Here is a 25070-nt window from a genome sequence, read left to right as displayed (position 1 = left end):
TTAATTTGGGTGGAAAATACAATGTCTGAACTGATGATAGGCCGTGCTCAGGCTGTTGACCTGAGTACGGTGTCTGTTTCCTGGCTATTGGTAACGGCCGCACTTGCGTTGCTGATATCACTGGTTGAAGCCTGGATCGCAACGCTGATTGTGTATGTCAAAGTAAAACCGTTGAAGCGTCTGTTTCCGGCACCGCATAACCTGATCCGTTCTCATGTGGATTATACGATTATGACGGCGCTGCTGGGGTTCAGCTATTTTGCGGTAATACAGCTGGCTATTGATTTGCCGGATACGATTATTGTGCTGCTTTGTATCGGGGTTCTGTACAACCCGTTTGGATTTCTGGTGAAAGCAATCTGGCCGAATGCGGGCCACAGCGATACGTTCTGGGGAAAACTGGGTGTATGCATCGGTTTTCTGCCAGCCAGTATCGGCTTTGGCTATGTCATGATTATGATTCTGCTCAGACTACCGGGCGGATCAATCGGTTGAATTCCGCGCTTTGGCCCAGGGATCAACCTTGGTGCCGGCCTCTGGCTTATCACGTTTTTCTGCGGCTTCAGTGCTTTGGTTGTGTTTGGACGGGCGCTGGCCGGCGTGTGCAGCAGGGCGCTGTTCAGAGCGGGCGGCAGGGCGCCCTGAGGTTTGTTGCCCGGAACGCTGACCCGGGCGTTGACCTGAACGCTGCGGACGTCCGCCACGGCCAAAGGCCGCGGTTTTTTTTGCCTGCTTGGCCCGCATGCGCTCGGCGTCTTCCAGGCTCAGTACGGCAGGTTCGCCCGGAGTCTGGTCGGCCGGAATAATGCGGTCACGGGGTGGCAGAAAAAACTGCTTACCCATTGCCCGCGGCAGGCTTTTAAACTGATACAGATAAAAGGCTTCTACTTTTTCCCGCGCCCAGTCGGTTTTTTTCAGGAATTTTACGCTGGATTCAATGCTGGGTTTGGTTTTAAAGCAGTTGATATTCAGATACGCATGCAGGATTTCAAAGCCATAATGATCAACAAGTTCAATCAGCAGATTTTTTAAACTGACCCCGTGCAGCGGGTTGTTCTGGTAATTGACCTGATCGTTCATGGCGGTATCCGGTAGGAAGAATGAACGCTCTATTGTACGGATTTCAGGCGGGCGATCCTATAGCGGTTTTGTAGCCGGGAGTAATGCTTGCAGAAACAACCTGTCTCCCGCTTTTCTCTTCACAATCAGCGCTGCTAAACTCGTGGTTAATAACGGAGGTTATCGATGACGCTGACTGAATTTCTGAGTGTTGATCCGCTGAGCTGGCCGGCAATTGCCGCCTGTTTACTGTGTGGCTCCATTGTTGGCCTTGAACGCCAGCTGCGGGGCAAGCCGGTGGGCATCCGCACCTCATCGCTGATTGTACTTGGCACCTATGTGTTTATTGCCTTATCTCAGGCGGTCACCACCGATGCTACCGATGCCTCGCGTATTATCGGCCAGGTGGTAACCGGTGTTGGTTTTCTCGGTGCCGGAGTCATGCTGGCCAAAGACGGTATGGTGCTGGGCGTGACCTCGGCGGCGACCATCTGGGCGCTGGCTTCCATCGGTATCTGCGTGGCGGTGGCCAGCCCGCTGGTGGGTATTAAGCTGGCGTTGCTGGTGGTCGCGATTCTGGTCGGCGTCGATATTCTGGAAAGCTATTCCAGCATGCTGACCCGCGGTGTGCATGCCCGCTACAGTGCCTGGCGTCAGCGCCGCTGATTTTTGTGGCTGTCTTTAGCGGCAGCCATTCTCCGACGTCCTTCCTTTTCCTCTCCGCCCTGTGCTACCTTGCGCCGCTTTTTTGCAGCGGGGTTTTTTATGATCTGTGGTTTTGACTATGGCACGTCCAATTGTGCTATCGGTGTGATGACAGATGATCGTGTCAATCTGCTGCCGGTCGACGGCGAGAAAACCTTTATGCCATCGGCGCTCTATGCACTGGCACGCGAATTAATCTGCGAGCAGGTTGGTCTGGGGCTGTCTGCCGGTACGCTGCGTGATGATTTCCTGCTCAGCCGTAAAGTGCCGTTACAGCAGGCACTGCGGGCCCGCCGTGAGCTGGAGTTAAGCAACGATGAACAGGTTATGTTTGTTGGACATCAGGCCTTTGCTCATTATTTTGCCGATCCGGAAGAGGGCTACTTTGTTAAGTCGCCGAAATCCTTTTTAGGAGCCAGCGGCTTACGGCCGGAATTTGTGCATGTTTTTGAAGATATCGTCACCGCTATGATGCAGACGGTAAAACAGCGTGCTGAGCAGGCTTCTGGAAAAACACTGACCCATACCGTAATTGGCCGGCCGGTTAATTTTCAGGGCTCACGCATCAGCGATAACAGCGCAGAACAAAGCAATCAGCAGGCACTGGCTATTTTAACCGCCGCAGCCAAACGCAGTGGTTTTCAGCAGGTTGAATTTTTATACGAACCGATCGCTGCAGGCTTAAGCTTTGAACGCAATCTTGCTGATAATAAAACCGTGCTGGTGGTTGATATCGGTGGTGGTACGTCCGATTGTGCCATGGTGCGCATGGGGCCGGATCACCGCGGGCGCAGCGAGCGCAAAGCGGATTTTCTCGGTCACAGTGGTGAGCGGGTCGGCGGTAACGATCTGGATATTCAGCTGGCGGGTAAACAGCTGATGCCACTGTTCGGCATGACCGCGCCATTAAAAAGCGGCAAGCCCATGCCCACCAAAACCTTTCTCGATGCCGTATGCACCAACGATGTCGGCGCTCTTGGCCGTTTCAGCAGCCTCGAAACCGGACTCTACCTTGAGCAATTGCAGCGTGATTGTTTACAGCCGGAATTAATTGCCCGGTTAATCCGCCTGCGTGATAACAAGCAGAATCAGCAACTGGTGCGCAGCGCAGAAAATGCAAAAATTGCCTTATCCGACAGCGATAACACCTGTGTGGCACTGGATTATATTGAAACCGGGCTGAACACCCATATTCAGCGCACAGAGCTTGAACAAGCCATCGAACGTCCGCTGCAGCGTATTATGGCGCTAATGCAGGAAGCGGTTGCTCAGGCCGGCGTACAGCCGGATCTTATTTTTGTGACAGGCGGCAGTGCCCGTTCGCCGGTTATCCGTGAGGCCGTTGCCCGGGTGTTTGGCAATATTGCATTACTGGACGGTGATCATTTCGGCAGCGTGGCATCGGGCCTGACGGAGTGGGCGGAGAAAATTTACCGCTGATTTTTCAGCCTGCCGGCTGACCGCCGGTAGGGTATCGCGGCGGTCAGTGTAAGAGGCTTGCCCGGTGTTTCATCCATTCTGGTTACATCTTTCAATCTTTTGGCCAGTATAGCTTGTGTCAGTATTCGCTTATTGTCAGGAATTATTCTGATGAGACCTGTGATATGAGCGCCTTTTGTTTGCCTGAGCACAGGCCCACTTCTTTATTTCTTGCTGCAGTTATGTGTTTGACCACGTTTCTGCTTGCGTCTTTCCCTGTTTATGCTGAAAAAGTGGTGGAAAAAAATCTGACACTGACAGCATTTATTGGTGCCGATTCAACCGCTGTCCGCCTCAGTGATAATTCGGCGGGTGCAGATATTATTGATGGGCTGAAGTTTTACCGCAGCAGTAACAACGATTGTGACAGTGAAAATTATGCTGCCTGCAGTTCCGGGCAGATGGATATTTTCAGCCGTAACGGTAGCAACAGTAATATTATTACCGACACCGCTGCGCAGTTAAATCAGACCGGTTATTACCGTTTCCAGCAAGGCAGTTTTTTCAGTGATCAGATCGGTGTGACGGCCGGAGAAAATCTGACCGCAATGCCGGTGCGCTTTGGCCATGCAACGGTGAAGTTTAAAAATAAAATATGGGTTATTGGTGGCCGTACCCGCAGTACTTTTGACAATGATGTCTGGTCATCCAGCGATGGTGTGTCCTGGGTGCTGGAAACCGCCCATGCTGCCTTCAGAGGGCGCGCCGGACATTCGGTTGTCTCTTTTCCCGATCCTGCAACCGGCGAGGAAACATTGTGGCTGACAGCCGGTATGACCTGGGACGGAATTCCTTTTAATGATATCTGGTCGTCAGTGGATGGTGTTAACTGGACTCAGGCTTATCCTACAGACCCGGCTTCGGAACGTTTCCAGCGCCGTGATCAGACCCAGCTGGTTGTTTTTCCTGACCCGGTAACGGGCAAAGATAAACTGTGGCTGATTGGCGGTGGTTTTAATTATTTGCAGGTTGGTGTGCATTTTTTCGGTGTCCTTAACGATGTCTGGTCGTCTGTCGATGGCAGAAACTGGGTCGAAGAAACCAGCAGTGCTGCATTCCCGCCACGATTATCCCATCAGGTGGTTGTTTTTCCTGATCCGGTCACTCATGAAAAGAAACTCTGGTTGATTGGTGGTGGTACGGGTGGGGCCGACAGAATTGACGACTACAGGCATGATATCTGGTCATCAACGGATGGTGTTAACTGGGTTCAGGTAAGAGAGACCAGCCCGTTTTCACGCAGAACTCATCACCAGACCGCCATTTTTACCGATCCGGTGGATGGTATTGAAAAAATCTGGCTGATGGGTGGTTTCTTTATGGGGACTACTCTGGGCGATATCTGGTCGTCTGTGGATGGCGAAAACTGGCAGAAGCGGCTTGAGCGGGGAGCATTTGTATTTGCCAGCCGTTATGGGCTGGAAGTCTTTACGGACCCTCTGACCGGTCAGAAAAGGATGTGGAAAATTGCTGGCAGAACACCAACCAATGGTCCGGAAAAAGATATCTGGGTATCCGACGACGGCGTTAACTGGGCGCAGGCTTACCAGCGACAGCTGATATTATCTCCGACCTTTTATGATATTACGGCTCCGGCAATCAGAAGCGGAAAAGTATCTCCGGCTACCACCTCACTGGTGCAGGGGGGCAATACTACGCTGACCGTTGTACCGGATGCTCATTATCGTATTCAGAATGTGATGGGCTGCGATGGGGAATTAACCGGCAATCTTTATCAGATTAATAATATTGCCTCTGATTGCATTGTCATCGCTCAGATGGCGGCGATTCTTTATACGGTTAATACCCGGTCAGAAGGTCAGGGGGCGCTCACTCCGGCGCAGAAAATTGCACAGGAAGGCAGTAATCTGCAATTAACAGTGACGGCGGAGCCTGGCTACCGGGTTGCCAGTATCGGTGGTTGTGATGGCTCTTTGTATGGGGATATTTATCGTATTAATAATCTGTCTGCTGACTGTACAGTCAATGCTGTATTTGAACGCATTACCTATCAGGTCAGCACTATGGTCAGTGCTAACGGCAGTATTACGCCGGTTGATCCGCGGGTGATTGAAGGTGAGGCGCTTGAGCTTACCGTAACCCCTGACGCAGGTTTCCGGCTAAGCCGCATTGAAGGCTGTGGCGGAGAATTAACCGGTAATAATTACCGTATTGCAGCGGTAACGGCAGATTGTTCGGTAACGGCGGTATTTGAACCGATCATGTTCACTGTAACCGCTGTTGTGACGGGTGACGGATTTATCACACCAGAAAGTGTAACCGTTGTCGAAGGTGAGGCCGCTGAACTGACGGTTACTGCTGGAGCGGGTTTTCATTTAAGCCGTATTGAAGGCTGTGGCGGAGAGTTAACCGGCAATAACTATAATATTGCTGCACTAACGGCAGACTGTTCGGTAACAGCTGTCTTTGAACCTATTACTTATCAGGTCAGCACACTGATCAGCGGTAACGGCAGTATTACGCCGGCCAATCCGCGGGTGATTGAAGGTGGGGCGCTGGAGCTTACCACGATCCCTGATGCAGGTTTCCAGCTAAGCCGCATTGAAGGCTGTGGCGGAGAATTAACCGGCAGCGTATACCGTATTGCAGCGGTAACGGCAGACTGTTCGGTAACGGCTGTCTTTGAAGCGGTTATGTATACCGTTACCAGTATCGTGACCGGAGGCGGTACGGTAAGCCCTGCGCTGATAACCGTCGCCGGGGGAGCGGATGTCAGCCTCAGTATCAATGCGGATGACGGATATCAGTTAACGACGGTCAGCGGCTGTGACGGGGAATTATCCGGTAACAGCTATACGATCAGCACACTGCAGGCAGATTGTTCGGTTGCGGTACATTTCAGCGCGGTGGAACCGGCGGTTATTTTTGTCGCCACGCCGGTGTTTAATATTCCGGCAGGAACTTACTCTGCTGCCCAAACGATCACCATCCACAGTGCCAGCGAGGATGTCAGTATCCGTTATACGCTGGACGGCAGCAGCCCGGATATTAATACCGGCAGTGTGCTGAATAATGGTGGTACAGTGCTGTTGACTGAATCCGCACAGCTTAAAGCAATTGCCGTTGATGTTGAGGGCAATACTTCGGAGCTGTTACAGGCAACGTATCGTATTGAAAAGAACAGTGCGGCTGCCGGCAATAACTCATCAGGCAAGAACAGTGGTGGGGCGTTGAGTCTCTTCTGGCTGTTGTCTCTGGCACTGCTTGTGACGCTGACCGACCGGCGCAGGCTGGTATAAAAAAAGCGGGCCTGTAATCAGGCCCGCGATTTTTACAGTGTGCGGTTATGGTTTGAGTACAGGCTGAATCAGCGTCTGAATATCCTGCCAGTTCACATATTTAAAATTCTGATTTTCTTCCGGCAGAAAGTTACGGCCATCCTGCACAACTAACATGCCCTGCGGATATTCGGCGCCCAGATTGGCTGCGGTAACTGTTAAACCATCGGTTTCTGAGGCACCATCAATGCCTTTTTCAGCGTTAATACCCACGCGGAAGCGGCCAATATATTCATAGGGTGCTTCGGCCTGATAAAGTACATAGCTGTCGTTGCCCTGGCTGGAAACTACCAGATAGGCTTCTTTTTCGGTACGGTAAATATCCATACCTTCAATATCGGCGACCAGAATGTCGGAGGCTGCTGCAACCTGAGTGAGCCTGTCTCCGGCGTTGGCTTCCGCGCCAATAGTCCAGATAGCAACATCTTCTTCACCCAGGAATAACTGCTGCTTTGTATCATCAGCGGCACAGCCTTCCGGTTGGGAATTGACGCGGAATTCACGCACTTTGTTGCCACTCCAGCCATTGGCCGAGTCGGTAATTTCATATTGTTCAAAGCGTCCGTCTTCGTCGTTAATAAAAACAAAAAACTGTTCTTTAAGGTTTTTGTACATGCACAGGCCGTAGACATTATCCAGAGTGGTGGTAATTTCTGTGGTGGCACTGACATGTCCGCTTAACGGATCAATATGAAATAACGCAATGGCCTGGCGGTCACGCTGGCTGGCTGCGGCAATATCCGCAGGCTGGTTTTTAAAGGTAAAGCCCTGGCGCACATCGACATTATTAACCCGCCCGGCCTGCAGTTCCTGCAGCTCCTGACCATTAAGATCATAAACATAAAGACCGAATTTTTTATTGGTGCCTAAAATGCGGCTGTTTTCCGGTGTGTGAGTATTTACCCAGATAGCCGGATCGTCGGCAGCATCGCCGGTTTTCCGTACCGGTGTTGTTTCTGTATGGGCAGCAATTTCCGGGATATTTTCCTGATTACGTGCCTGTTGTGGCAGGTGAATATTGCTGCTGAATAACTGGCTGCTGTTATCATCCAGAATAATCAGACGGGTTGTACCATCGCTGTTAATGGCGGTACGCAGGCTGTCAGCGGCCAGTGGCTGGTCAAGAATAACTGCGCGGCCTGCGTCCGTTGCCTGCGTGCTGCCTGCCTGTGGTAAAGGATAGTGGTGCAGAATATTGTGACCCAGCTCGGCGATAAACAGTTGTCCCTGGCTGATGGCTAACGGACCGCTGTTGCTGTGCAGCTGGCCCCACGGCTGCACCAGATCAACGGCCTGACGGCTGACTTCACTTTCGGCGCGGGCGTTATAGGCCCAGACGCCAACATTTTCTTCGCTGACAAACAGCTGACCGCTGACATCATCGGCTACACAATATTCACTGTTGGGAGGCAGCGGGAAGCGACGGATTTCCTGCTGAATTAACACCTTACCGTCGCTTTTAATTAACAGCTGGTGCGCCATCTGTTGCTCGTCGAGTACAAATAACTGCAGTGGCGATCCGGCCGGTTGATACAGGCAGATACCTTCAACCGGGTAGGTCAGCGCCTGGCCGAAGGCCAGATCGGTAATACGCTGGTTGTTAATGCGATAGCTGACCGGGCGGTTATTTTCTTTGTCGATACTGACAAACAGCATGCCTTGCTGATCACGGCGCTGATCAATAAATTCAGCCTGAATGTCTTTTTTATCCAATAGGGTAAAGTGGCTGTCCTGTAATTGGATACCGTTATCCGCTCCGGTACTGAGCCAGAATTTTTGTGTGGTATCCCCTGCGCTGCTGATCAGAATAGCCTGCTCGGCGCTTACCGGCAGAAGGCTTGCCGCCAGCGTTGCAGAAGGCAGGCGGGGCTGATGACCTGTGTTTTCAGACAGGTCGTTACTGGCACAGGCGGCGAGCAGCAACGACAGGGTGGCAGTGCTCAGGGCGCGGTTAAGGTTACGGATAGTCATAAATTAAGTCTTTCTCTTTATATCGTTGTGCATCGGTGTGAACGGCAGGTTGGTATGAATCAGCAGATTAAAAAACCGGACCCATAACAGGCCCGGCTGGGTTCTGACAATCAGAAACTGGTGTAGCTGATACCTACACGGTAGGTCGGACCGTAGTCTTCATACTGTGCGTTGTAGCGTTCTTTGTTGACGTAGGCGTAATACGGTTCATCGGTAATATTGGCGACTTCAAAACTGAGTTTCAGTTGTTCGGTCATTTTGTAAGAGGCATTAAAATCGAGCTGGGTCTGGGCGCTTTGGTAAACATCACCTTTGCTGTTTTCCAGATTGCCGACTTCGGCCAGATATTCCGATTTATAGTTGGTTGCCAGACGCATGCTCAGGCGCTCATTTTCGTAACCGATAATAAAGTTACCGGTCAGGTCTGATTGATTCGGCAGGCTGATATCACGTTTCAGCAGGGTGCCGCTGTCATAGGCCGATACGGTTGCATCTGAGCGGGTAAAGGTCGTGTTGGCGGCGAGCAATAAGCCATTAAAGGGTGCCGGCAGCATTTCCAGTTTGTGGGAAAATGCCAGTTCCAGACCGTTCAGCGTGGCCTGATCACCGTTGCGGAAGGTAATTACCTCGTCATACGCAGCGTAGCCGGCAGAGCCTGCCAGATCGGTTTCATAAATAAAGTTGTCGATTTTTTTACGGAATACAAAGGCCGACAGAGTACCGGCGCTGCCCATAAAATGTTCGATGCCAAGGTCAAAGTTGGCTGCTTCCAGCGCTTTCAGATCCGGGTTGCCCAGCTCGGCTTCGCTGCCGTCATCGGTAAAGTTCGGACGCATCTGTTCAAAGGTTGGACGAACGACGGCATTGGTCCAGGCAGCCCGCACCTGAGTACTGTCGGCCAACTGCCAGCGAGCCTGTACCGACGGCAGAACATGGCTGTAGTCGTTGTCTTTTTTAACGGTGATCAGTTCATCGCTCTGGTTCAGGGCATTGCCGCGTGCGCTGATTTTGGTTTGTTCATAACGTACACCGGCAATTACCCGCAGCTCGTCAGCATCTATACGGCCCATCAGGTAGCCGGCATTGATATCTTCGTCGATGTCGTAATCTTCCAGTACGGAGTCTTCATCATCGAATGCGTCGGCACGATCCAGGGTTGCCATATAGCTGCGCACTTTCGCGCTGGATATTCCCGGCCCAAAACGTCCCAGGCTGTAATCACGTTCGCCACTGGCGAAACCGCTCATAGAAACAGAACTGTCTTCTGACAGGTCTTTATATTTCCAGGTATCGGCATCCTGAGATTTTTCACGCATTTTGGTTTTGGCTCCAAATTTTACCAGTGCAGGATTATCCGCCAGATCGAAATCGCGGGTAATATCCAGCTGCGCCATGGTTTGTTTATCTTCGGTATAGCTGCGTGTACGCTCGATTTTATCCAGCTCATATTGTGCCGGATCGTAAAAAGCGGAAGGAGCATTAATACGTGGCTTACGGCTGTTGCTGAAGCTGAGCCCGGTAATATCCGAGGTGCTGACAAAATCGGCGCCGGCGATGGTGTCGGGTTCATCTTCTGAGGCTTTGCTGATGCCGACTTTGTATTCCACGGTCCAGTCACCGATAAAATGATTGGCGCCCAGGGTTGAGGAAACAATTTTTTGCGTTTCTTCACGATCTTTCAGCGAGCGGACGACTTCAGCATCACTGCTTTCGCCCAGACCGATGGCATCGGCAAATTCAATTTCGTTGGCAACCCGCTGTTCATTATCACTGAACTTGCTGTACAGGTTGTGCATATAAAAGCTGTGATTAACGCCATGTTCGTAATCCAGGTTCAGTGCGGCACCTAAGCGTTCACGCTCGATGCTGTATTCGCGCTGTTCCAGTTCTTCGAGTTTTGCACCGCTATCAAAATCCCAGGCACCACCGGTTTCAACGTTATCTGAGCCGAATTTCCGGTTATCAAAACTCAGTGCTGCAGCAACCCCCAAACGACGGTCGTTACCGAAATCAAAGGTATTGCCACCGGCAACAGAATAAGCCGGGTTGGTTTGTTCGCTTTGCTCGTCATAGCTCAGCTGCGTGGCGGCGGAATAAAATGCCCCTTCACGGTCGAGTGCTGAAATACTGTTAATTTCAACGGCGCCACCAATGGCATTGGCATCCATATCCGGAGTCAGGGTTTTGGTGACCACCAGTGAACTGAGCAGATTCGATGGAATTACATCGAGGGCAACCGAGCGACTGCCGGCTTCCGGCGCCGGAATTTGTGTGCCGTTAACGGTTACGCTGTTTAAATCGGAGCTGATGCCACGGATACGGACAAAACGGCCTTCGCCCTGATCACGTTCGATGGATAAACCCGGCACACGCTGTAAGGCTTCAGCGGCGTTGGCATCCGGTAATTGACCAATGGCATCGGCATTAATAACGCTGATCATATTGTCGGCGTAACGCTGGCGATCAAGGGCGCGCTGCATTTGTGCTGCCTGGCCAATCACCAGAATTTCTTCTACCTCTTGTTGTGCGTTATTCAGCACAATATTGGCCGTCAGGGTTTCGCCATCGCGGATGGTGATGGTGCGGCTGTCGACGGTCTTGCCACCGACCACGGTACTTAACAGGTAATCGCCGGCCGGAACCTGCGGTAACCGGAAGCGTCCGCCTTTGGCGGCCAGTACTTCACGGTTCATGCTGGCATCACCCGGCATTTCCAGACGGATAACGGCGCCGCTGTATACGGTTTGATTGCGGGTGTCGCTGACCCGGCCTTCGAGGTTGCCATCGGCCTGGGCCAGTGCCGCGCAGCTGAGGGCAATGACCGCCGCCAGTGGCTTAATGCAAAAATTCATGCTCGTCTCCATGTCGTTCTTTATCGATCGTTTTTATATCTGCCCCAGGGCCTGTCGACAGATCCTGGCGGGCAGCAGGTGGCGCGACGGTAGAAAGAGCGTATGACGGTTCTGTGACAGCCAATCGGTGATGTGGCATAAAACGACGGTTTTCAGCGGCTTTCAGCCTGATAATGATCCGATTTAACCCTTGTGGCTGATAACGGCAGACGGTGTCAGCTCCGGGTAAAAGCCGATCAGGGTTAAGGTTTGCATTGATGTTTACAGGATGGCTGAGCCCCGGTCAGAGCGGGCGCCGCTGGAATAATCGCAGGTTGTGACAGGCAGAAACGGCCGGTAAAAACGCAAATAATGCTGCACCGTGCTGAGCTGAATTAACCCCCGGGGTGATTTGTGCCGCATTAACGTCCTTATGCCGGATTGTCATGCGGTTGTCATAAAGCCCTGCTAGTTATGCCAGCCATTATTGATTGGCCGGTATTTTTTTATGTTCAGCACGTTGTTTTTACATCGGCGCAAATTACTGTTGGTTTTTGGTTTAGCGTTGGCATCGGTTGTGGCGTCGGTATTGGTCGGTGATGCCAAACACTGGCGTGAAATTGATTGGCTGGATGTTTTGGGTGAGGGTGGCAGTGCAGTGGCAGTTGCCATCTGGATGCTGTTGATTCTGGGTAGCCGCCCGGCGGGCAGGGTAACGGATCTGTTGACGCTGGGGCTGGGGTTTATTTTTCTGGCGATGTGGCAGGATAACCTGGATGAATTTATCCGTATTCCTGCAGAGCAGTGGTGGGACGCCTGGCTGGAATCGGTTGCCATGCCTGTTGGTATTGCGTTGCTGACGTATGGTTTATTTCACTGGCACAGTGAGCAGCTGTCGATTAACCGGCAACTGGCCAAACGTGAGCGGTTATTCCGTGAACATCGTTTTATCGATGGTCTGACTCAGCTTGGGCGCGCCGATTATTTAAAAGAACAATTACAACAGCATTTAAACAGCACCCGGCCGATGACGCTGATGATGGTTGATATTAACGATTTCAGCAGTGTGAACCGTCGTTTTGGTCATCGTGAAGGGGATCGTCTGGTGCGCGAGATTTCTGAACTGCTGTTGCTGAATCTGCGTCAGAGCGATCTTATTTGCCGTTATGCCGGCGACCGCTTTGCTCTGCTGTTACCCGGAACGCAAGGTGAAGCCGCCTTGCAGCTGGCGCAGGAGCTGGAGCTGGCAGTACAGCATTTTGCGTTTAAACACAGCCAGACGGGAGAAACACTCTATCAACGCATCAGCATAGGCCTGACCGAATGCCGCCCTGGCGATCAGCCTGCTCAGAGTATTGAGCGGGTTAATCAGGCCTTGCTGACGGCGCAGCGTCAGCATGGCTGTTTTCTGGCTGCATGACGATGCATTGCGGTCGCTGGTATGAGCGTGACGAGCGGTTTATCGCCGCTCATCATCAGCCGGCTCTGCTGATTGACCTGCTACTGGCGCGCGATATTTCCAGCCATAAAATACTGCGCGGCAGTGGTCTTTTTTATGATGATATTCTGACCGGCAATCATTACCTTTCCCCCGCACAATTACAGCAGCTCATTATAAACGGGCGGAAATTACTGCCTGAAGAGGATTTAAGTTTTCGCTGGGGTGACAGTTTATGGCCCGGACATTATGGCGTATTCAGTCAGTTGCTGGCCAATGCCCCGGATCTGGCAAGAGCACTGCAGGCGCTGGTGGATTTCCGGCATTTTTTATCACCGCTGCTGTCTCCCCGTATTTATCAGGACGAACGTTATTGTTACGTGCAGTGGCTGGATGCCTGCGGCCTGCAGGATGAGCGGCGTTTTATGGTTGAAACAGCAATGACCGGATTAACCGCCATGAGTCGCTGGCTGGCACAGGAAACTTTACCCTGGCGCTATGGTTTCAGCTATGCGCGCCCGGCACAGGACGAGCAGTATCAGGTATATCTGGGGCCGGATCTGCATTTCTCGGTCGGTGTGGATGTGATGATGATTGAAAAACACTGGCTGGAAAAAGCCTGGCCGCGAGGTTCGGCAACGGCTTATCAGGTTGCTTTGCGTGAAGCGCAGCCACTGATTGGCGGGGAAGAGGCCACGAATGGATTTAATGAAGCGGTGTATCATTATTTAATCCGGCAGTTGCGTACACCGCAGAGTTTGCCGGAGGTTGCCCGGGCTTTTGCCATGAGTCCGGCGACTTTTAAACGGAAACTGCAAAAGCACCACTGCCATTTTCAGCAATTGCAGGATCAGGCACGGCTGCATGTGTGCCTGTATTTATTTCACATTAATGGCTGGACCAACGAACAGGTGGCGCATTATCTGAATTTTAATGACACCACCAATTTCCGCCGCGCTTTTAAGCGCTGGTCGGGTCTGACACCGAGCGACAGCAAACAACGATTATTGTTTGCCTAGGGCTGGTGTGGCAGAGACCTTAGCGATTTTCCAGACGGTTATAATCCAGCAGCCCGGCATTCAGCGGATCATTGCGTAAGTACCACTGATGTATCTGATCGCTGTGCGTCCAGAACTGCGGGTCCGTTCGGCGTACGGAAAAACGGTCGGCCAGTTTTTCGTAATCATCTTCATCTGTCAGCCCGCTTACTGCACTGACAAAATCATTCAGGCGGAACGATGAAACACGATAATACGCCGATGGATAGGAGCCGATAATTCCGGGTACCAGGGTCAGATAATCCTCTTGTGGCAGGCGGTTTTCTTCTTCGTAGAGCAGTCCGGTCAGGTTGCTGTGACCGCTGTTGCGAATCAGTGTAAATACCTGACTGTCTCCCTGCATGTTTTCAACCAGCAATAACGATATTTCCGGCATCAGTGTTGCGGCCTGCCCCTGTACCCGGTTAACACGGCTGAGAATATTCAGCTCCTGTGGGGTAATCCGGCGTGCAAGATTGTACTTATCTTCCAGTACCGGTTGCAGATGCTGGCGCAGTTTTTCATACAACTCGGCCTGTGGGTTCTGGCTGTGATAGCTAATCGCCGGATCGTTGAGGATGTGTTTCTCATAACTGACCAGATGTTGTTTTACACTATCGGATGCATCGCGATACCAGTAGTTTGCCAGGCGTACGCGTTCTTCCTGTGGCAGCAGAGCAAGGAAATTAGATTCTCCTTCCATACGCAGAAAATCCATATACAGACGGGTCATCAGCTGATGACCGATGTTGCCGTAGACATCAAACTCAGCAACCAGCAGATAATGGATTCGCTCCAGTAATGAGTAGTTAATAACCCAGGCCGTTTTCGGGTGCTGGCCTACCATGCCTTTTACGACAGTCGAGCTGTCAAAATGACGGAAAATTGTTAAGGCTGCATTGGCATTCTGTATAGCACCGGATGAGGATTGTTTTTTCCGGGTGGAAACGCTGTTATTGCCAGGCCAGATCAGGTTCAGATCAACGGCATTACCATCGGGAAATTTTTCTGCCAGAGCAGCATTCTTGGCATCCAGATATTCATTGTGCAGGCTGGAGTAACGCAGCCAGTTGGTGATAATTCCGGAATTACTTTCTGCCTCTCCGGGTAAACGCAGATGATCACTTTGATCTATCAGAAACTGACTGTAGTCAGGGTCTTTATGCATTTCCGGGTCAACAAAAAACACCCAGAAATGGTCGTCGATGACGTTCAGGGCAACCTGTCCGCGGCACACCGGGCCTTTAATAAATCCGGTGATGATGTATTCGGATTCTTCCAGCATAAAACGGTAACGGGCATTGACCGGTAGCTGAGAAAAGGCAATGAACGGATTGGCTGCGGTTTCCGGTTTATAATCGGGCAGATAATCCACCTTGTATTCAGGCTCGATAAACAGAGCCTTAATCCAGTCCATACGTTCGTTATTCAGGCGGTAAGGCATATGGGTTTTTGCAACAACGCTGCTGCTGTCGCGCAGTAGCCGGTAATAAACACGCTTAACCTGCGGGTCATCGTAAGGCCGGCGTGTTGCTACCGGATTGATGGGCAGCCCTGGTGGCGTGGACGAACGCACCAGCTTGAAAAAGTATTCCGGCCGGTTAATGGGTTGTTGATTGCGGAATAATGGCTCGGGAGAAAAATACAGGCTGGCCAGAAACAAATGTTCGTAAATATAGCGACTGGTCAGTTGTTGCTTTAAATTGTCCTGATTCAGGAAAGCTTCCCAGTGTTCAACTTCGGCCTGTATCGCATCGGGCAGGGGAAGATCCGCTGCCAGAGCAGCGCCATCTTTCAGCCATTGGGTAAGTTTGGAATATTCATCATTGCTGAGTGCCGGTAATGCGTAGGGCATTCCCCACAGTGGATGCTTATCAGCATATTCAGCAAATTCTTCCTGGGTCGGACACTGCTGGCTGCGGTTCAGACCCAGCTCAAAATCATCGTCGTCGAGGAGTTTTTCTGCAGGCAGTGGGTTGTTCGCTTTTAATGTCAGCATCTGATAAAGAACGCTGTTCTGCAGATTAATTTCAGCCGTTTGTGAACGCTCGTTGAGAACCGGGAAAAAATCTTTCTTACGCCATTCTTCGGTGGTTCGTGCATCAATGCCGAGGCGGGTGGGTTCACTGGCGAGAATTCGGGTACCATCGTACACCAGAGTCTTATTGGCACCGCGCATAATCCCTTCCGGGGATGACAATTTAAGCTGGCAGGGCGCATCGTAACAGCCATGACAAACCACGCAGCGGTTTTCCAGAATCGGACGTATATCCTGGCGATAATGGCGTGCCTGGCTGCTGTTGGCTTCGGCTCTGCGATCGGTAATAACGGTTTTACCAAAAAGTTCATCAGCGCTCAGGCCAACGCCGACGGTTGCGCAACCGGCAATCAGAAGTGTCAGAAGGCCAGGTTTGAAAAGACGGTAAAGACGGGGAAAACGCTGTCGCAGCAGAGCAGACATAAAGACTCCAGGGCAAAAAACTCTGCTTATTATAGCGGCGCCCGGATAAGCATGACAGCCGGAAGGCGGAGCCTCCGCGGCTGTCAGGTTTTGCTGCAGCTATCAGGCGTAATCGTAAGGGCCACCTTTTTCCAGTGCTGTCTGGTAGGTTGGTAAAGCGTGAACGCGCTTTACCCAGGCGGCAATGTTCGGATATTCAGATGCCTGGCTGCCACGATTAAGAGCGGCTTCCAGAGGGAATATCAGCTGGAAATCGGCACCGGTCATCTGCTCTCCTGCGAACCAGGAGTTACTGCCCAGATGTTGCTCAATATAACGCAGGTTATTCTGCACATTAGGACCAACATAGCTTTGCATGACTTTGTCGGCGATACCGCGGGCAATGGGTTTGATAAAAAATGGCATTGGAGCCGTTTTGATTTTATTAAAAATCAATGACATCACCATCAGTGGCATTAATGATCCTTCGGCATAGTGCAGCCAGTAAAGATATTGCCAGTAGGTGGCGGAGCCTTCTTCAGGCAGAAAGCGTTCTTTGCCATAAGTGCGGATTAAATATTCGATAATCAGCCCGGATTCAGCAATGGTCTGGTCACCGTCGGTAATAACCGGTGATTTACCCAGTGGATGGATGGCTTTCAGGCTGGCGGGCGCCAGTGATGTTTTGGCATCACGTTCGTAATGCTTGATGGTGTAGTCAACGCCCAGCTCTTCCAGTAACCAGATAATACGCTGTGAACGTGAGTTGTTCAGGTGATGCAGTGTGATCATAAATCATTCTCTGGGTTGCAAGATGAAATCAGTGCCTAGGGCCTGTTGACACTAATTAAACAGGCCTGTTATCGGATAAAAATTCTTCAGACAAGGCGCTGAGAGTGTGGCCTAACGGGTTAAGCGAGCGAACAGCAACGCTGGATGAGGGATTTTTAGCCATAACCCTTCGGGCTGAGACCAGTTTTCCCCACTAACTTCGTCGCTCGTGATTCATTTAGCCCGCTAATATCACTCCTCTCTCCTTGTTCTGAGAAAAACTGGCTCTCAGCAGGCCCGATTCACTTAGTGTCAACAGGCCCTAAGAATGCAGGTAAAATCATTCATTGCGCAGAGTCATTTGTGCCAGTGGATTATTTTTACCCGGGAAGGAAATCGCTGCCCTGTGGCGTTTGGAAGGCCCGGTGTGCGTTCAGATTGTTATCCGCACACCGGTCAGGGGTATCAGAATTTAAACGCGCTGATCTGACTGCGGATGGTGGTGGTGATGTTATCCAGATCCGCACTGGAATTCTGAATCATGGCCGTCGCATCAAGAATGCCATCAGACAGGTCTTTTACATGGGTAATATTGCGGCTGATTTCAGTGGTTACACAGCTTTGCTCTTCCGCTGCCGTCGCGATCTGGGCACTCATTTCTTCCATCTGATCGATCAGGGCAGACACTTCGTCCATCAGGCGAGCGGTTCCTTCCACTTTTTCCAGACTGTCGTCAGTGCCTTCCTGTGATGTGCTCATGGCCTGTTGTGCACTGCTGACGCATTGTTGCAGTGACTGAATTTTGCTGCGGATTTCTTCGGTGCTCTGTGCTGTGCGGGAGGCGAGTGTCCGGACTTCATCGGCAACCACGGCAAAACCACGACCCTGTTCACCGGCGCGGGCAGCCTCAATGGCTGCGTTCAGTGCCAGCAGGTTGGTCTGTTCTGCGATGGTCTGAATCACATCCAGCACCGCACCGATACCTTCGCTTTCTTTGGCCAGTTGTTCCATGCCAGCAATAGATACGCTCATATTTTGCTGCAGCTGGTTGATGGTGGTGCGTGCGGTGTTGGACATGTCGTGGCTTTCTTTTACCCGGTTACGGGTGTTACGCATATTTTCGGCGGCCAGCTCGGCGTGGCTTGCCACTTCACTCACTGACGCACTGACTTCGGTGGTGGCGGTTGCTGCAGAATTCACTTCTTCATTCTGTCGTGTTACCTGATCAGCAGTGGCGCTGCTCGATTTTTTCAGTTGTTCCGAATGGCGGGTCAGGGTATCTGCGGTCTGCTGCATTTCACCAAAAAATGATTGTAGCTGACGGAATAACTGATTCAGTGCCTGGCCCAGCTGAACAAATTCGGCAGCACCTTTTTCGCTGAAGGTTGCGTTCAGTTCACGCCGTTCAGCGACCTGACGAATCCGGTCAATCACATTGACAATCGGGCGGGTGACGCGGTTACCGCTCCAGATACCAATTGCCGTCATCAGACCGGCCATTACAAGGATCAGAATGATGCTTTCCATTATGAGCGTATCTGTCATCTGGCTGACGGTTGCATAGGCTTCATCGCGGTCAATCTCGCTGATCAGTGCCCAGCGGGTGCCGACAAAATCGATATAGGTATAGGCCGACAGTACGGGAACATCACGGTAGTCGTTGATGGTTTGTATACCACTTTCGCCCTGTAATGCTTTTTTGACCGATGGCGTATCCAGCGGCTGCAGGCCAATGGAGGAATTGCGCTGATCAATTTCATTCAACAGCGTTTTGGATAAGCCAGCCTGCTGCAGAGCCTTAAGATAGGCGGGTTTGTCTTCGATTAAAAAACGGCTCTGACTGCGCGGTGTCATATCCTGGCCGACCAGATAGCTTTCGCCGGATTGGCCAAAGCCGACTTCAGCCCAGCGGCTGTCGTTGGTCATAATGCCGTTAATTTTATCGACCGGCATCTGAAAGATCAGGACTCCGCTGCGTTTACCATCGGTAAAAATGGGCGTGGCGATAAAAGAGGCCGGGGCATTGTAAGAGGGCATGTAAACGGCAAAATCACTGAATGCGACCTGGCCTTCTGGCAGGCTCATGGCTTTGTTGAATACGTCGGCGATGCCACTGTCTTTATAGGGGCCGGTGCGCAGAGAGGTGGCAAAATCCAGCTCTTTAAAGACCGAGTAAATAATATGCCCGCTGTCAGCATCGGCGATAAATACATCGTAATAGCCAAAGCGTTGCTGAAACTGACGCAGATAAGGATGAATGGTGCGGTGTAACTCGTCGTATTCGGTGCCGTTATTCAGGGCGTTCAGCTCGGACTTGGCCCCCAGAGGGTTGCTGTTGCCGGAAATATAGGCGCTTTGCAGGTAACGGGCGTTATCGCTCAGGCCGGCGTAAATCTGTTGCTGCGGTGAGTCGTTACCATCGTTCAGCTTGGCAAAGGTGCTGTTGAACTCGTTGGCGTAATAGTTTTTCAGCGGCTGTTCATTCAGTGACTCACCGTATTGCAGTGGATAATCAAAGAATGCAGTTTTCATCAGCACACTGGCCTGCTGAATCAGTGGGCTGCTGCTTAAGGTAATCAGCTGAGATTCCAGTGTGGCCAGGTAGCGTTCGATGCTTGCCTTGTTCAGGTCCCGGCGGCTGACCAATGCCTGAACGACCTGTTGATCAGCACCTTCCCTGGCGGTGGTTATGGAGGTCTGGCTGCCGACGAGGGCTGTCAGAACAACGGCGCAGAGAGTACTGGCAACAATCGTCAGTACCAATTGGTGTTTTATATTCATTAACAGGGTCCATATTCAGGCTTTACGATAAAGCGTAGAATAAACCTCCGTATTTATCGGGGAATATCGTGATAATCTCACGCCATTCTGTGGTGATTTAGTATTAAAACCGGAGTAACACAATGGAACGAACTGAACGCGACTTTTTCGCACGTGATAAAGAAGATCAGGATGCTTTCCTGAGCCAGACCTGGTGCAACAACTGTATGGAAGCCGATCTGGGCATGGTTGAGCCGGTAGAATTTGAGCAGGAAGGTGTGATCTTTATCGAAGGTAAGTGCGCCAAATGTGGCGAGCCGGTAACCACCGAGATTGCCGATGACAGTACCGATGGTGACTGGGACGACGAGTAATCGTTCTGACTGTGGGAGCCTGAAGCAGGCTCCCGGGCATGACTGCTGGCGCGCTGAACAGCGGTTTGAACAGTTCAGCTGTCGCGGTTGATATAACGTAAAATCTCCACCACCTGCAGCGGCGTTTCACAGACCGCCATTGCCGCAGCATCCACTTCTTTCAGCGGGTGAGTCAGAGCCGGATCGTGTTGCACGATCAGCGATTTCCCCAGCGCCGCAGCGTAGCCTGCATCAAAGGCCGCATTCCACTGCTTGTACTGATCACCAAAACGCACCACCACAATATCGGCATCGGCAATCAGCTTGCGGGTACGCAGTGCATTGATCTTGGCGGCCTTATGATCTTTCCAGAAAGCTTTCTCTTCGGCGCCCAGAATCTGGTCGCCGCAGTCGTCGCTGGCGCCATGATTGGTATTTGGCCCGGTCAGTTCAACGTCCAGCCCGGCATCAGCAACGCCACGGGCAATATCGTCGCGCCAGTCCGTATGAATTTCGCCGGATAAATACACGGTCAATTTCATGGTATGAATTCCTGTTATTCGTGAGTGGTCGCAGCCGTTTGATTGACAGCTGCAGCATCGGCCTTGGCCCAGCGGGTGTACAGCATGCTGCTGAGAAACAGTACGATGCACAGGCTGGCGGCCGTGAATGAGCCAAGGCCAACCAGTACGGCAAAGCTCAGAATCGCCATATACGACAGCCAGGCCGCGGCTTTGTGTGAGCGCTTGATCAGGCCGGGAATAAACAGCAGGAAAGGCAGCACTTTAATCAGCCACCAGAGTACGCCAACGGCGTAATTGGCAGTGCCTTCACTGCCCGCCGGAGCGTTGCTCAGCGTGCCGTACAGTAACACCAGCAGAACCGCCAGATAGCTGGCCAGCATGATGCGGTATGCATTCAGGGTTTTCATCAGTTGGCCTCCGCCAGTGCTTTGGCCAGGGTGGCAATACGTTGCCCCTGCGCCTGACAGAGCTGGCTTTCGGCCTGACTCAGTTCGTTATTGTTATCGGCTCCGGCCCAGTGGCTGGCGCCGTAAGGTGTACCGCCGCTCTGGGTATTGAGCAGGGCGGCTTCGCTGTAGGGAATACCGGCGAATACCATGCCGTGGTGCAGCAGTGGCAGCGCCATACTCAGCAGGGTGCTTTCCTGGCCGCCGTGCAGTGACGAGCTGGAGGTAAACACCCCGGCCGGTTTGTTGATTAACGCGCCGGTCAGCCACAACGGGCTGGTGCCATCGAGGAAGAACTTCAGTGGTGCGGCCATATTGCCAAAGCGCGTCGGGCTGCCAAGCAGTAAGCCGGCGCAGTGTTTCAGATCATCGGCGCTGCAGTATACGGCGCCGCTGTCCGGAACCGCTGGCAGGCTGGCATCGGTATCGGCCGAAACTTCCGGCACGGTACGCAGCCTGGCTTCCATACCGCTGACTTTTTCGATGCCGCGCGCCATCTGCTGTGCCATGCGCTCCGTTTTGCCATGACGGCTGTAATACAGCACCAGAACGTAGGGCTGGGCCATTACAGAATCTCCAGAACCTGTTGTGGCGGCCGGCCGATACGCGCCTGTGATCCTTTGATCACGATCGGGCGTTCAATCAGTTTTGGGTGCGCGCACATGGCGGCAATAATGTCATCATCGCTCAGCTGCAGATTGTCGAGGCCGGCTTCTTTGTATTCGGCTTCTTTTGTGCGCAGCAGATCACGGGCGCCGATGCCCAGTTTGCTCAGCACGCTTTTCAGTTCGGCGGCAGAGGGCACATCCTTCAGATATTCGATTACCTCGGGTTCAATGCCTTGTTCCTGCAGCAGGGCCAGGGTTTCGCGGGATTTGGAACAGCGTGGATTGTGGTAGATCTGTATTTCGCTCATGCTTTGCGTGTCCTGTGTCGTTGTCCGGTATTACCGGCAGCGGATGATGTCTGGCGGCCGTGAACAGCCTGTCGGGCAATTTTGTCTCACGGACTGAATGGCCGGTATCTTAACAAAGGATGCCTGCGCTGAGGAAAAGCTTGCGTAAAAAGCCGGTATTTTTGTTTCCGGCAGCACTCAGACGAACGGGAAATTGAATATGACAGTCAGTGGACAGGAAGCGGCAGCGATTCTTACCCCGGTGCGGCGCTTCTGGCGGCGTTTACGCCTGACAGGCCAGATTTTATGGCAGACACTGAAACGCTTCGAAGGGGAAGAGCGGCGTCGTGATGCTGCTGCGTTAACTTACACCACACTGTTTGCGCTGGTGCCGGTGATCACCGTGACCTATGCCATTCTCAGTGCCATTCCTGAGCTGCAAAGCTGGGGCGATCAGGCCCACGGTGAGCTTCTGGCTTATGTTATGCCGGAGGGCAGTGAAACGATTTCGGCTTATCTGGTGCAGTTCAGCCAACAGGCGCGCAAGCTGACCTGGGTTGGGGTCGTTTTTCTGTTTGTAACGGCTTTTATGTTGTTGCGTACCATTGAGATGCAGTTCAACCGCATCTGGAATGTCGATAAGCCGCGTTCCGGCCTGCAAACCTTTTTCCGTTACTGGGCGGTACTCAGTCTTGGCCCGCTGTTGTTCGGGGCTGCCTTCGCCGCCAGCTCGCTGCTGGCGGCGATGCCTTTGTGGCAGGATGCCGGTGCCTTAACCGGCCAGATTGCCTTACCCGTCAGGCTGTTGCCCTGGCTTTTAAGCAGTGGCGCTATCTGTGCGCTGTATATGCTGGTACCCAATTGCCGCGTGCCGTGGCGTAATGCCTTACTGGCGGCGGTACTGGTGGCTACGGTATTTGAAGCCGGTAAGTTTCTGTTTGCCAAAATGGTCGGGTTATTTCCGTCGTACCAGTTAATTTACGGTGCCTTTGCCGCGGTTCCGCTGTTTCTGCTGTGGATTTATCTGGCCTGGATGCTGTTATTGCTGGGCGCCGAGCTGAGCTACAGCCTGAGCCATGTACGCAGCCAGAAGCGCCGATTGCCGTTGTTATGGCAGCGCCTGTTGCTGTTGCAGACGCTGTGGCAGGCACAGCAATCCGGTCAGCTGCCGGATGAAGCACGCCTGTGCCGGCTGGCCCGTGATCTGCCGGCGGCCGATGTCGGACGCCTGCTGCAGGAGTTTCAGCAGCAGGGTTGGGCGACCCAGACGCAGGATCAACAATGGGTATGGATTGCCGATCTGAATGGTCTCAGTCTGGCGTCTTTTTTCCGCACACTGACACTGCAGCAATTGCAGCAGCCGTTACCCGATAATATCAGTGGAGCGGCGTTCCGCGCTCTGCAGAACTGGCAGCAACAGTGGCTTGAACAGCGGAGTAGTCTGCTCGATATACCATTAAGCGAATTGTTGCCGGCAGGGGCCATTACTGCTGAGGAAGAGCGCGAACCGGCCTGAAAAGTCGCATCTGTGCGTCTGCTTGGGTAGAATCCGCGCACTTTTATAGCAGGCAGCGGGATGGAATTATGAAAAACGCCCTAACGGATCAGGCACCGGACATCGCCGCACCTTCGGTCGCCCTGAAGGTGCATCCATGGCGTTCGGCTCTGTATGAAGAGCTGCACAACCGTCCTTCACCGATCATTGAAGGCAGCTGTCACGTTGCCCACTTCACGGTTTTGCTGAACGATAACCGCGAAGATCTGCATGCCCATGTGGTCGATCTTTGCCGTCGTTTCAGCGTTCCTGCCCCAGCACCGGAATCGTCCTGCCTGTATCAGGATTTCGGTGGTTTTGAGCTGCGCTGGGAGCGTCACCTGGAGTTTGCCAACTTCACCTTTATCTGTCCCGATGTTGAGCCTTTTTCTGCCGATGCGCTGAGCTTTGTACCGAAAGACTGGCTGGCGGCGATGCCCGGTGAGCTGGTGGTGGCGGTGAATCTGGCCTTGGTCGGCGAGCAGCCGGATGAGAAACAGATTCAGCGCTGGTTTGAGGGGCAGCGGGTTTCCGGCGCCTGGGTGGCCGATGATAAAGCCCAGGTGTGGACAGCTTTTAAGCTGCACTCTGATGGTTTTGGCCGCATCGTGGTGTGCAATAAAGGCGCCGCAACCACGACTCAACAACTGACACCGTATCAGACCGGCCGCCTGGTACAGCGCTTATTCGAGCTGGAAACCTACCGCTTGATGTCGCTGATGGCGCTGCCGATTGCCCGTCAGATGGGCGGCGAATTAAGCCGTATCGAAGATAACCTGGCGACGCTGAATCAGAGCATTTCCGATATTGATGCCGGTAAAGACGAACGTGTACTGCTGCAGGAATTGTCGCAGCTGGCGGCCGAAGTGGAACGTCACCGCTCCAACACCAACTTCCGTTTTTCGGCGGCCGTGGCCTACCACGATCTGGTGCGTGACCGTCTGCGCCAGCTGAAAGAAAGCCCGATTGAAGGCATGCAGAGTCTGCGTGAGTTTCTTGAACGGCGCCTGACTCCGGGCATTAAAACCTGTAACTCGGTGCGTGACCGGCTGGAAGATTTATCACGCCGCATCAACCGCACCACCAGTCTGTTACGCACCCGCGTCGACCTGTCGATTCAGGAGCAGAATCAGCATTTACTGTCTTCCATGAACCGCCGCAGCCAGCTGCAGCTACGGCTGCAGCAAACCGTGGAAGGCTTGTCGGTAGTGGCCATCGGTTACTACATTCTGGCTTTGCTTGGCATTGCTTTTACCGCCCTGAAAGCGGCGGGTCTGAATATCAACAGCGATCTTTTGAAAGGCATTGCCTTACCCGTTGTGCTGGGGGCCGTGTACTGGGGCGTACACAGTCTGCGTCAGCATATTACCCGTCGTGCCCGTGAGCCCGGCGCGGCTCAGGATACGGATGGCCAAAAGGGAAAGTAGCGGCAAAAAGCTGACGCAAAGCGGCGAGTGCTTGCCGCTTTTATTTATAAATTATTGATTATTAACAGGATTGTTCGTCTGGCCTGGTAATTGCTCCTCTC

General features: G+C 52.5%; 19 protein-coding genes. 9 read left to right on the top strand and 10 right to left on the bottom strand.

Annotation, left to right across the window (positions count from 1 at the left end; translation table 11 throughout):
* Window positions 1-21 precede the first annotated feature (21 nt).
* Complete coding sequence (locus tag MT343_RS12495; protein WP_145470118.1) at window positions 22-495, top strand: hypothetical protein; 474 nt, start codon at window positions 22-24, stop codon at window positions 493-495.
* On the opposite strand, the gene MT343_RS12490 is transcribed toward MT343_RS12495, so the two are convergent.
* Window positions 484-1080 carry a VF530 family protein gene (locus tag MT343_RS12490; RefSeq protein ID WP_145470120.1) on the bottom strand — a complete coding sequence of 199 codons (597 nt, stop codon included), beginning with the start codon at window positions 1078-1080 and terminating at the stop codon, window positions 484-486. The genes MT343_RS12495 and MT343_RS12490 overlap by 12 nt on opposite strands.
* Before the next feature lie 165 nt (window positions 1081-1245).
* On the opposite strand from MT343_RS12490, the gene MT343_RS12485 reads away from it, so the two are divergent.
* The 3 genes from MT343_RS12485 (at window position 1246) to MT343_RS12475 (ending at window position 6503) form a co-directional block, all read left to right on the top strand.
* Entirely contained in the window at window positions 1246-1725 is a 480-nt protein-coding gene (locus MT343_RS12485) for an MgtC/SapB family protein (RefSeq protein WP_145470122.1), read from the top strand.
* A 99-nt stretch (window positions 1726-1824) separates the two neighbouring features.
* Window positions 1825-3204 carry a molecular chaperone gene (yegD, locus tag MT343_RS12480; protein ID WP_145470124.1) on the top strand — a complete coding sequence of 460 codons (1380 nt, stop codon included), beginning with the start codon at window positions 1825-1827 and terminating at the stop codon, window positions 3202-3204.
* 227 nt (window positions 3205-3431) lie between these two features.
* A complete protein-coding gene (locus MT343_RS12475; RefSeq protein ID WP_222428595.1) occupies window positions 3432-6503 on the top strand; it encodes an InlB B-repeat-containing protein in 3072 nt (1023 codons plus the stop codon).
* Window positions 6504-6548: 45 nt separating this feature from the next.
* Here the strand turns inward: MT343_RS12475 and MT343_RS12470 are convergent, their stop codons facing one another.
* Entirely contained in the window at window positions 6549-8513 is a 1965-nt protein-coding gene (locus MT343_RS12470) for a phytase (protein ID WP_145470128.1), read from the bottom strand.
* A gap of 110 nt (window positions 8514-8623) precedes the next feature.
* Entirely contained in the window at window positions 8624-11365 is a 2742-nt protein-coding gene (locus MT343_RS12465; RefSeq protein WP_145470130.1) for a TonB-dependent receptor, read from the bottom strand.
* A gap of 487 nt (window positions 11366-11852) precedes the next feature.
* On the opposite strand from MT343_RS12465, the gene MT343_RS12460 reads away from it, so the two are divergent.
* A complete protein-coding gene (locus MT343_RS12460) occupies window positions 11853-12764 on the top strand; it encodes a GGDEF domain-containing protein (protein WP_145470132.1) in 912 nt (303 codons plus the stop codon).
* The gene (locus tag MT343_RS12455) at window positions 12761-13801 is read left to right on the top strand and encodes an AraC family transcriptional regulator (protein ID WP_145470134.1); all 1041 of its coding nucleotides are present in this window, start codon (window positions 12761-12763) and stop codon (window positions 13799-13801) included. The genes MT343_RS12460 and MT343_RS12455 overlap by 4 nt, the downstream gene beginning before the upstream one ends.
* A gap of 19 nt (window positions 13802-13820) precedes the next feature.
* Here MT343_RS12455 and MT343_RS12450 read toward each other — a convergent pair whose 3' ends face one another.
* The 3 genes from MT343_RS12450 to MT343_RS12440 all read right to left on the bottom strand — a co-directional run bounded on the left by MT343_RS12450 (window position 13821) and on the right by MT343_RS12440 (window position 19811).
* On the bottom strand, window positions 13821-16280 hold the full coding sequence (locus MT343_RS12450; RefSeq protein WP_145470136.1) for a fatty acid cis/trans isomerase: 2460 nt from the start codon (window positions 16278-16280) through the stop codon (window positions 13821-13823).
* Window positions 16281-16382: 102 nt separating this feature from the next.
* On the bottom strand, window positions 16383-17051 hold the full coding sequence (locus tag MT343_RS12445) for a glutathione S-transferase (protein WP_145470138.1): 669 nt from the start codon (window positions 17049-17051) through the stop codon (window positions 16383-16385).
* 444 nt (window positions 17052-17495) lie between these two features.
* Window positions 17496-19811: a methyl-accepting chemotaxis protein gene (locus MT343_RS12440; protein ID WP_145470140.1), complete on the bottom strand. Its 2316-nt coding sequence runs from the start codon at window positions 19809-19811 to the stop codon at window positions 17496-17498.
* Between the two features lie 122 nt (window positions 19812-19933).
* On the opposite strand from MT343_RS12440, the gene MT343_RS12435 reads away from it, so the two are divergent.
* Window positions 19934-20164 carry a hypothetical protein gene (locus MT343_RS12435; RefSeq protein ID WP_145470142.1) on the top strand — a complete coding sequence of 77 codons (231 nt, stop codon included), beginning with the start codon at window positions 19934-19936 and terminating at the stop codon, window positions 20162-20164.
* 74 nt (window positions 20165-20238) lie between these two features.
* Here MT343_RS12435 and MT343_RS12430 read toward each other — a convergent pair whose 3' ends face one another.
* The 4 genes from MT343_RS12430 to arsC are packed head-to-tail and all read right to left on the bottom strand — an operon-like array spanning window position 20239 to window position 22029.
* The gene (locus MT343_RS12430) at window positions 20239-20685 is read right to left on the bottom strand and encodes a YtoQ family protein (protein ID WP_145470144.1); all 447 of its coding nucleotides are present in this window, start codon (window positions 20683-20685) and stop codon (window positions 20239-20241) included.
* A gap of 14 nt (window positions 20686-20699) precedes the next feature.
* Window positions 20700-21074, bottom strand: coding sequence for a DUF2069 domain-containing protein (locus tag MT343_RS12425; RefSeq protein ID WP_145470146.1), 375 nt, complete (start codon window positions 21072-21074; stop codon window positions 20700-20702).
* Window positions 21074-21679 (bottom strand): NAD(P)H:quinone oxidoreductase, encoded by a 606-nt coding sequence (gene wrbA, locus MT343_RS12420; protein WP_145470148.1) that lies wholly within the window; start codon window positions 21677-21679, stop codon window positions 21074-21076. Before wrbA ends, MT343_RS12425 begins: the two co-directional genes overlap by 1 nt.
* Window positions 21679-22029 (bottom strand): arsenate reductase (glutaredoxin), encoded by a 351-nt coding sequence (gene arsC, locus MT343_RS12415; RefSeq protein ID WP_145470150.1) that lies wholly within the window; start codon window positions 22027-22029, stop codon window positions 21679-21681. The genes wrbA and arsC overlap by 1 nt, the downstream gene beginning before the upstream one ends.
* 199 nt (window positions 22030-22228) lie before the next feature.
* Between arsC and MT343_RS12410 the strand changes: the two genes are divergently transcribed.
* The gene (locus tag MT343_RS12410; RefSeq protein ID WP_145470152.1) at window positions 22229-23524 is read left to right on the top strand and encodes a YihY family inner membrane protein; all 1296 of its coding nucleotides are present in this window, start codon (window positions 22229-22231) and stop codon (window positions 23522-23524) included.
* Window positions 23525-23592: 68 nt separating this feature from the next.
* On the top strand, window positions 23593-24969 hold the full coding sequence (locus tag MT343_RS12405) for a DUF3422 family protein (protein ID WP_145470154.1): 1377 nt from the start codon (window positions 23593-23595) through the stop codon (window positions 24967-24969).
* The last annotated feature ends 101 nt before the right edge of the window (window positions 24970-25070 follow it).

Origin of the sequence: Venatorbacter sp. C2-1 (assembly GCF_022832715.1) — a bacterium.
Taxonomy (GTDB): Bacteria; Pseudomonadota; Gammaproteobacteria; order Pseudomonadales; family Oceanobacteraceae; genus Venatoribacter; species Venatoribacter alkanivorans.
Note: the sequence above shows the minus strand (reverse complement) of the source record. Positions and strands in the feature narration are given on the sequence as shown.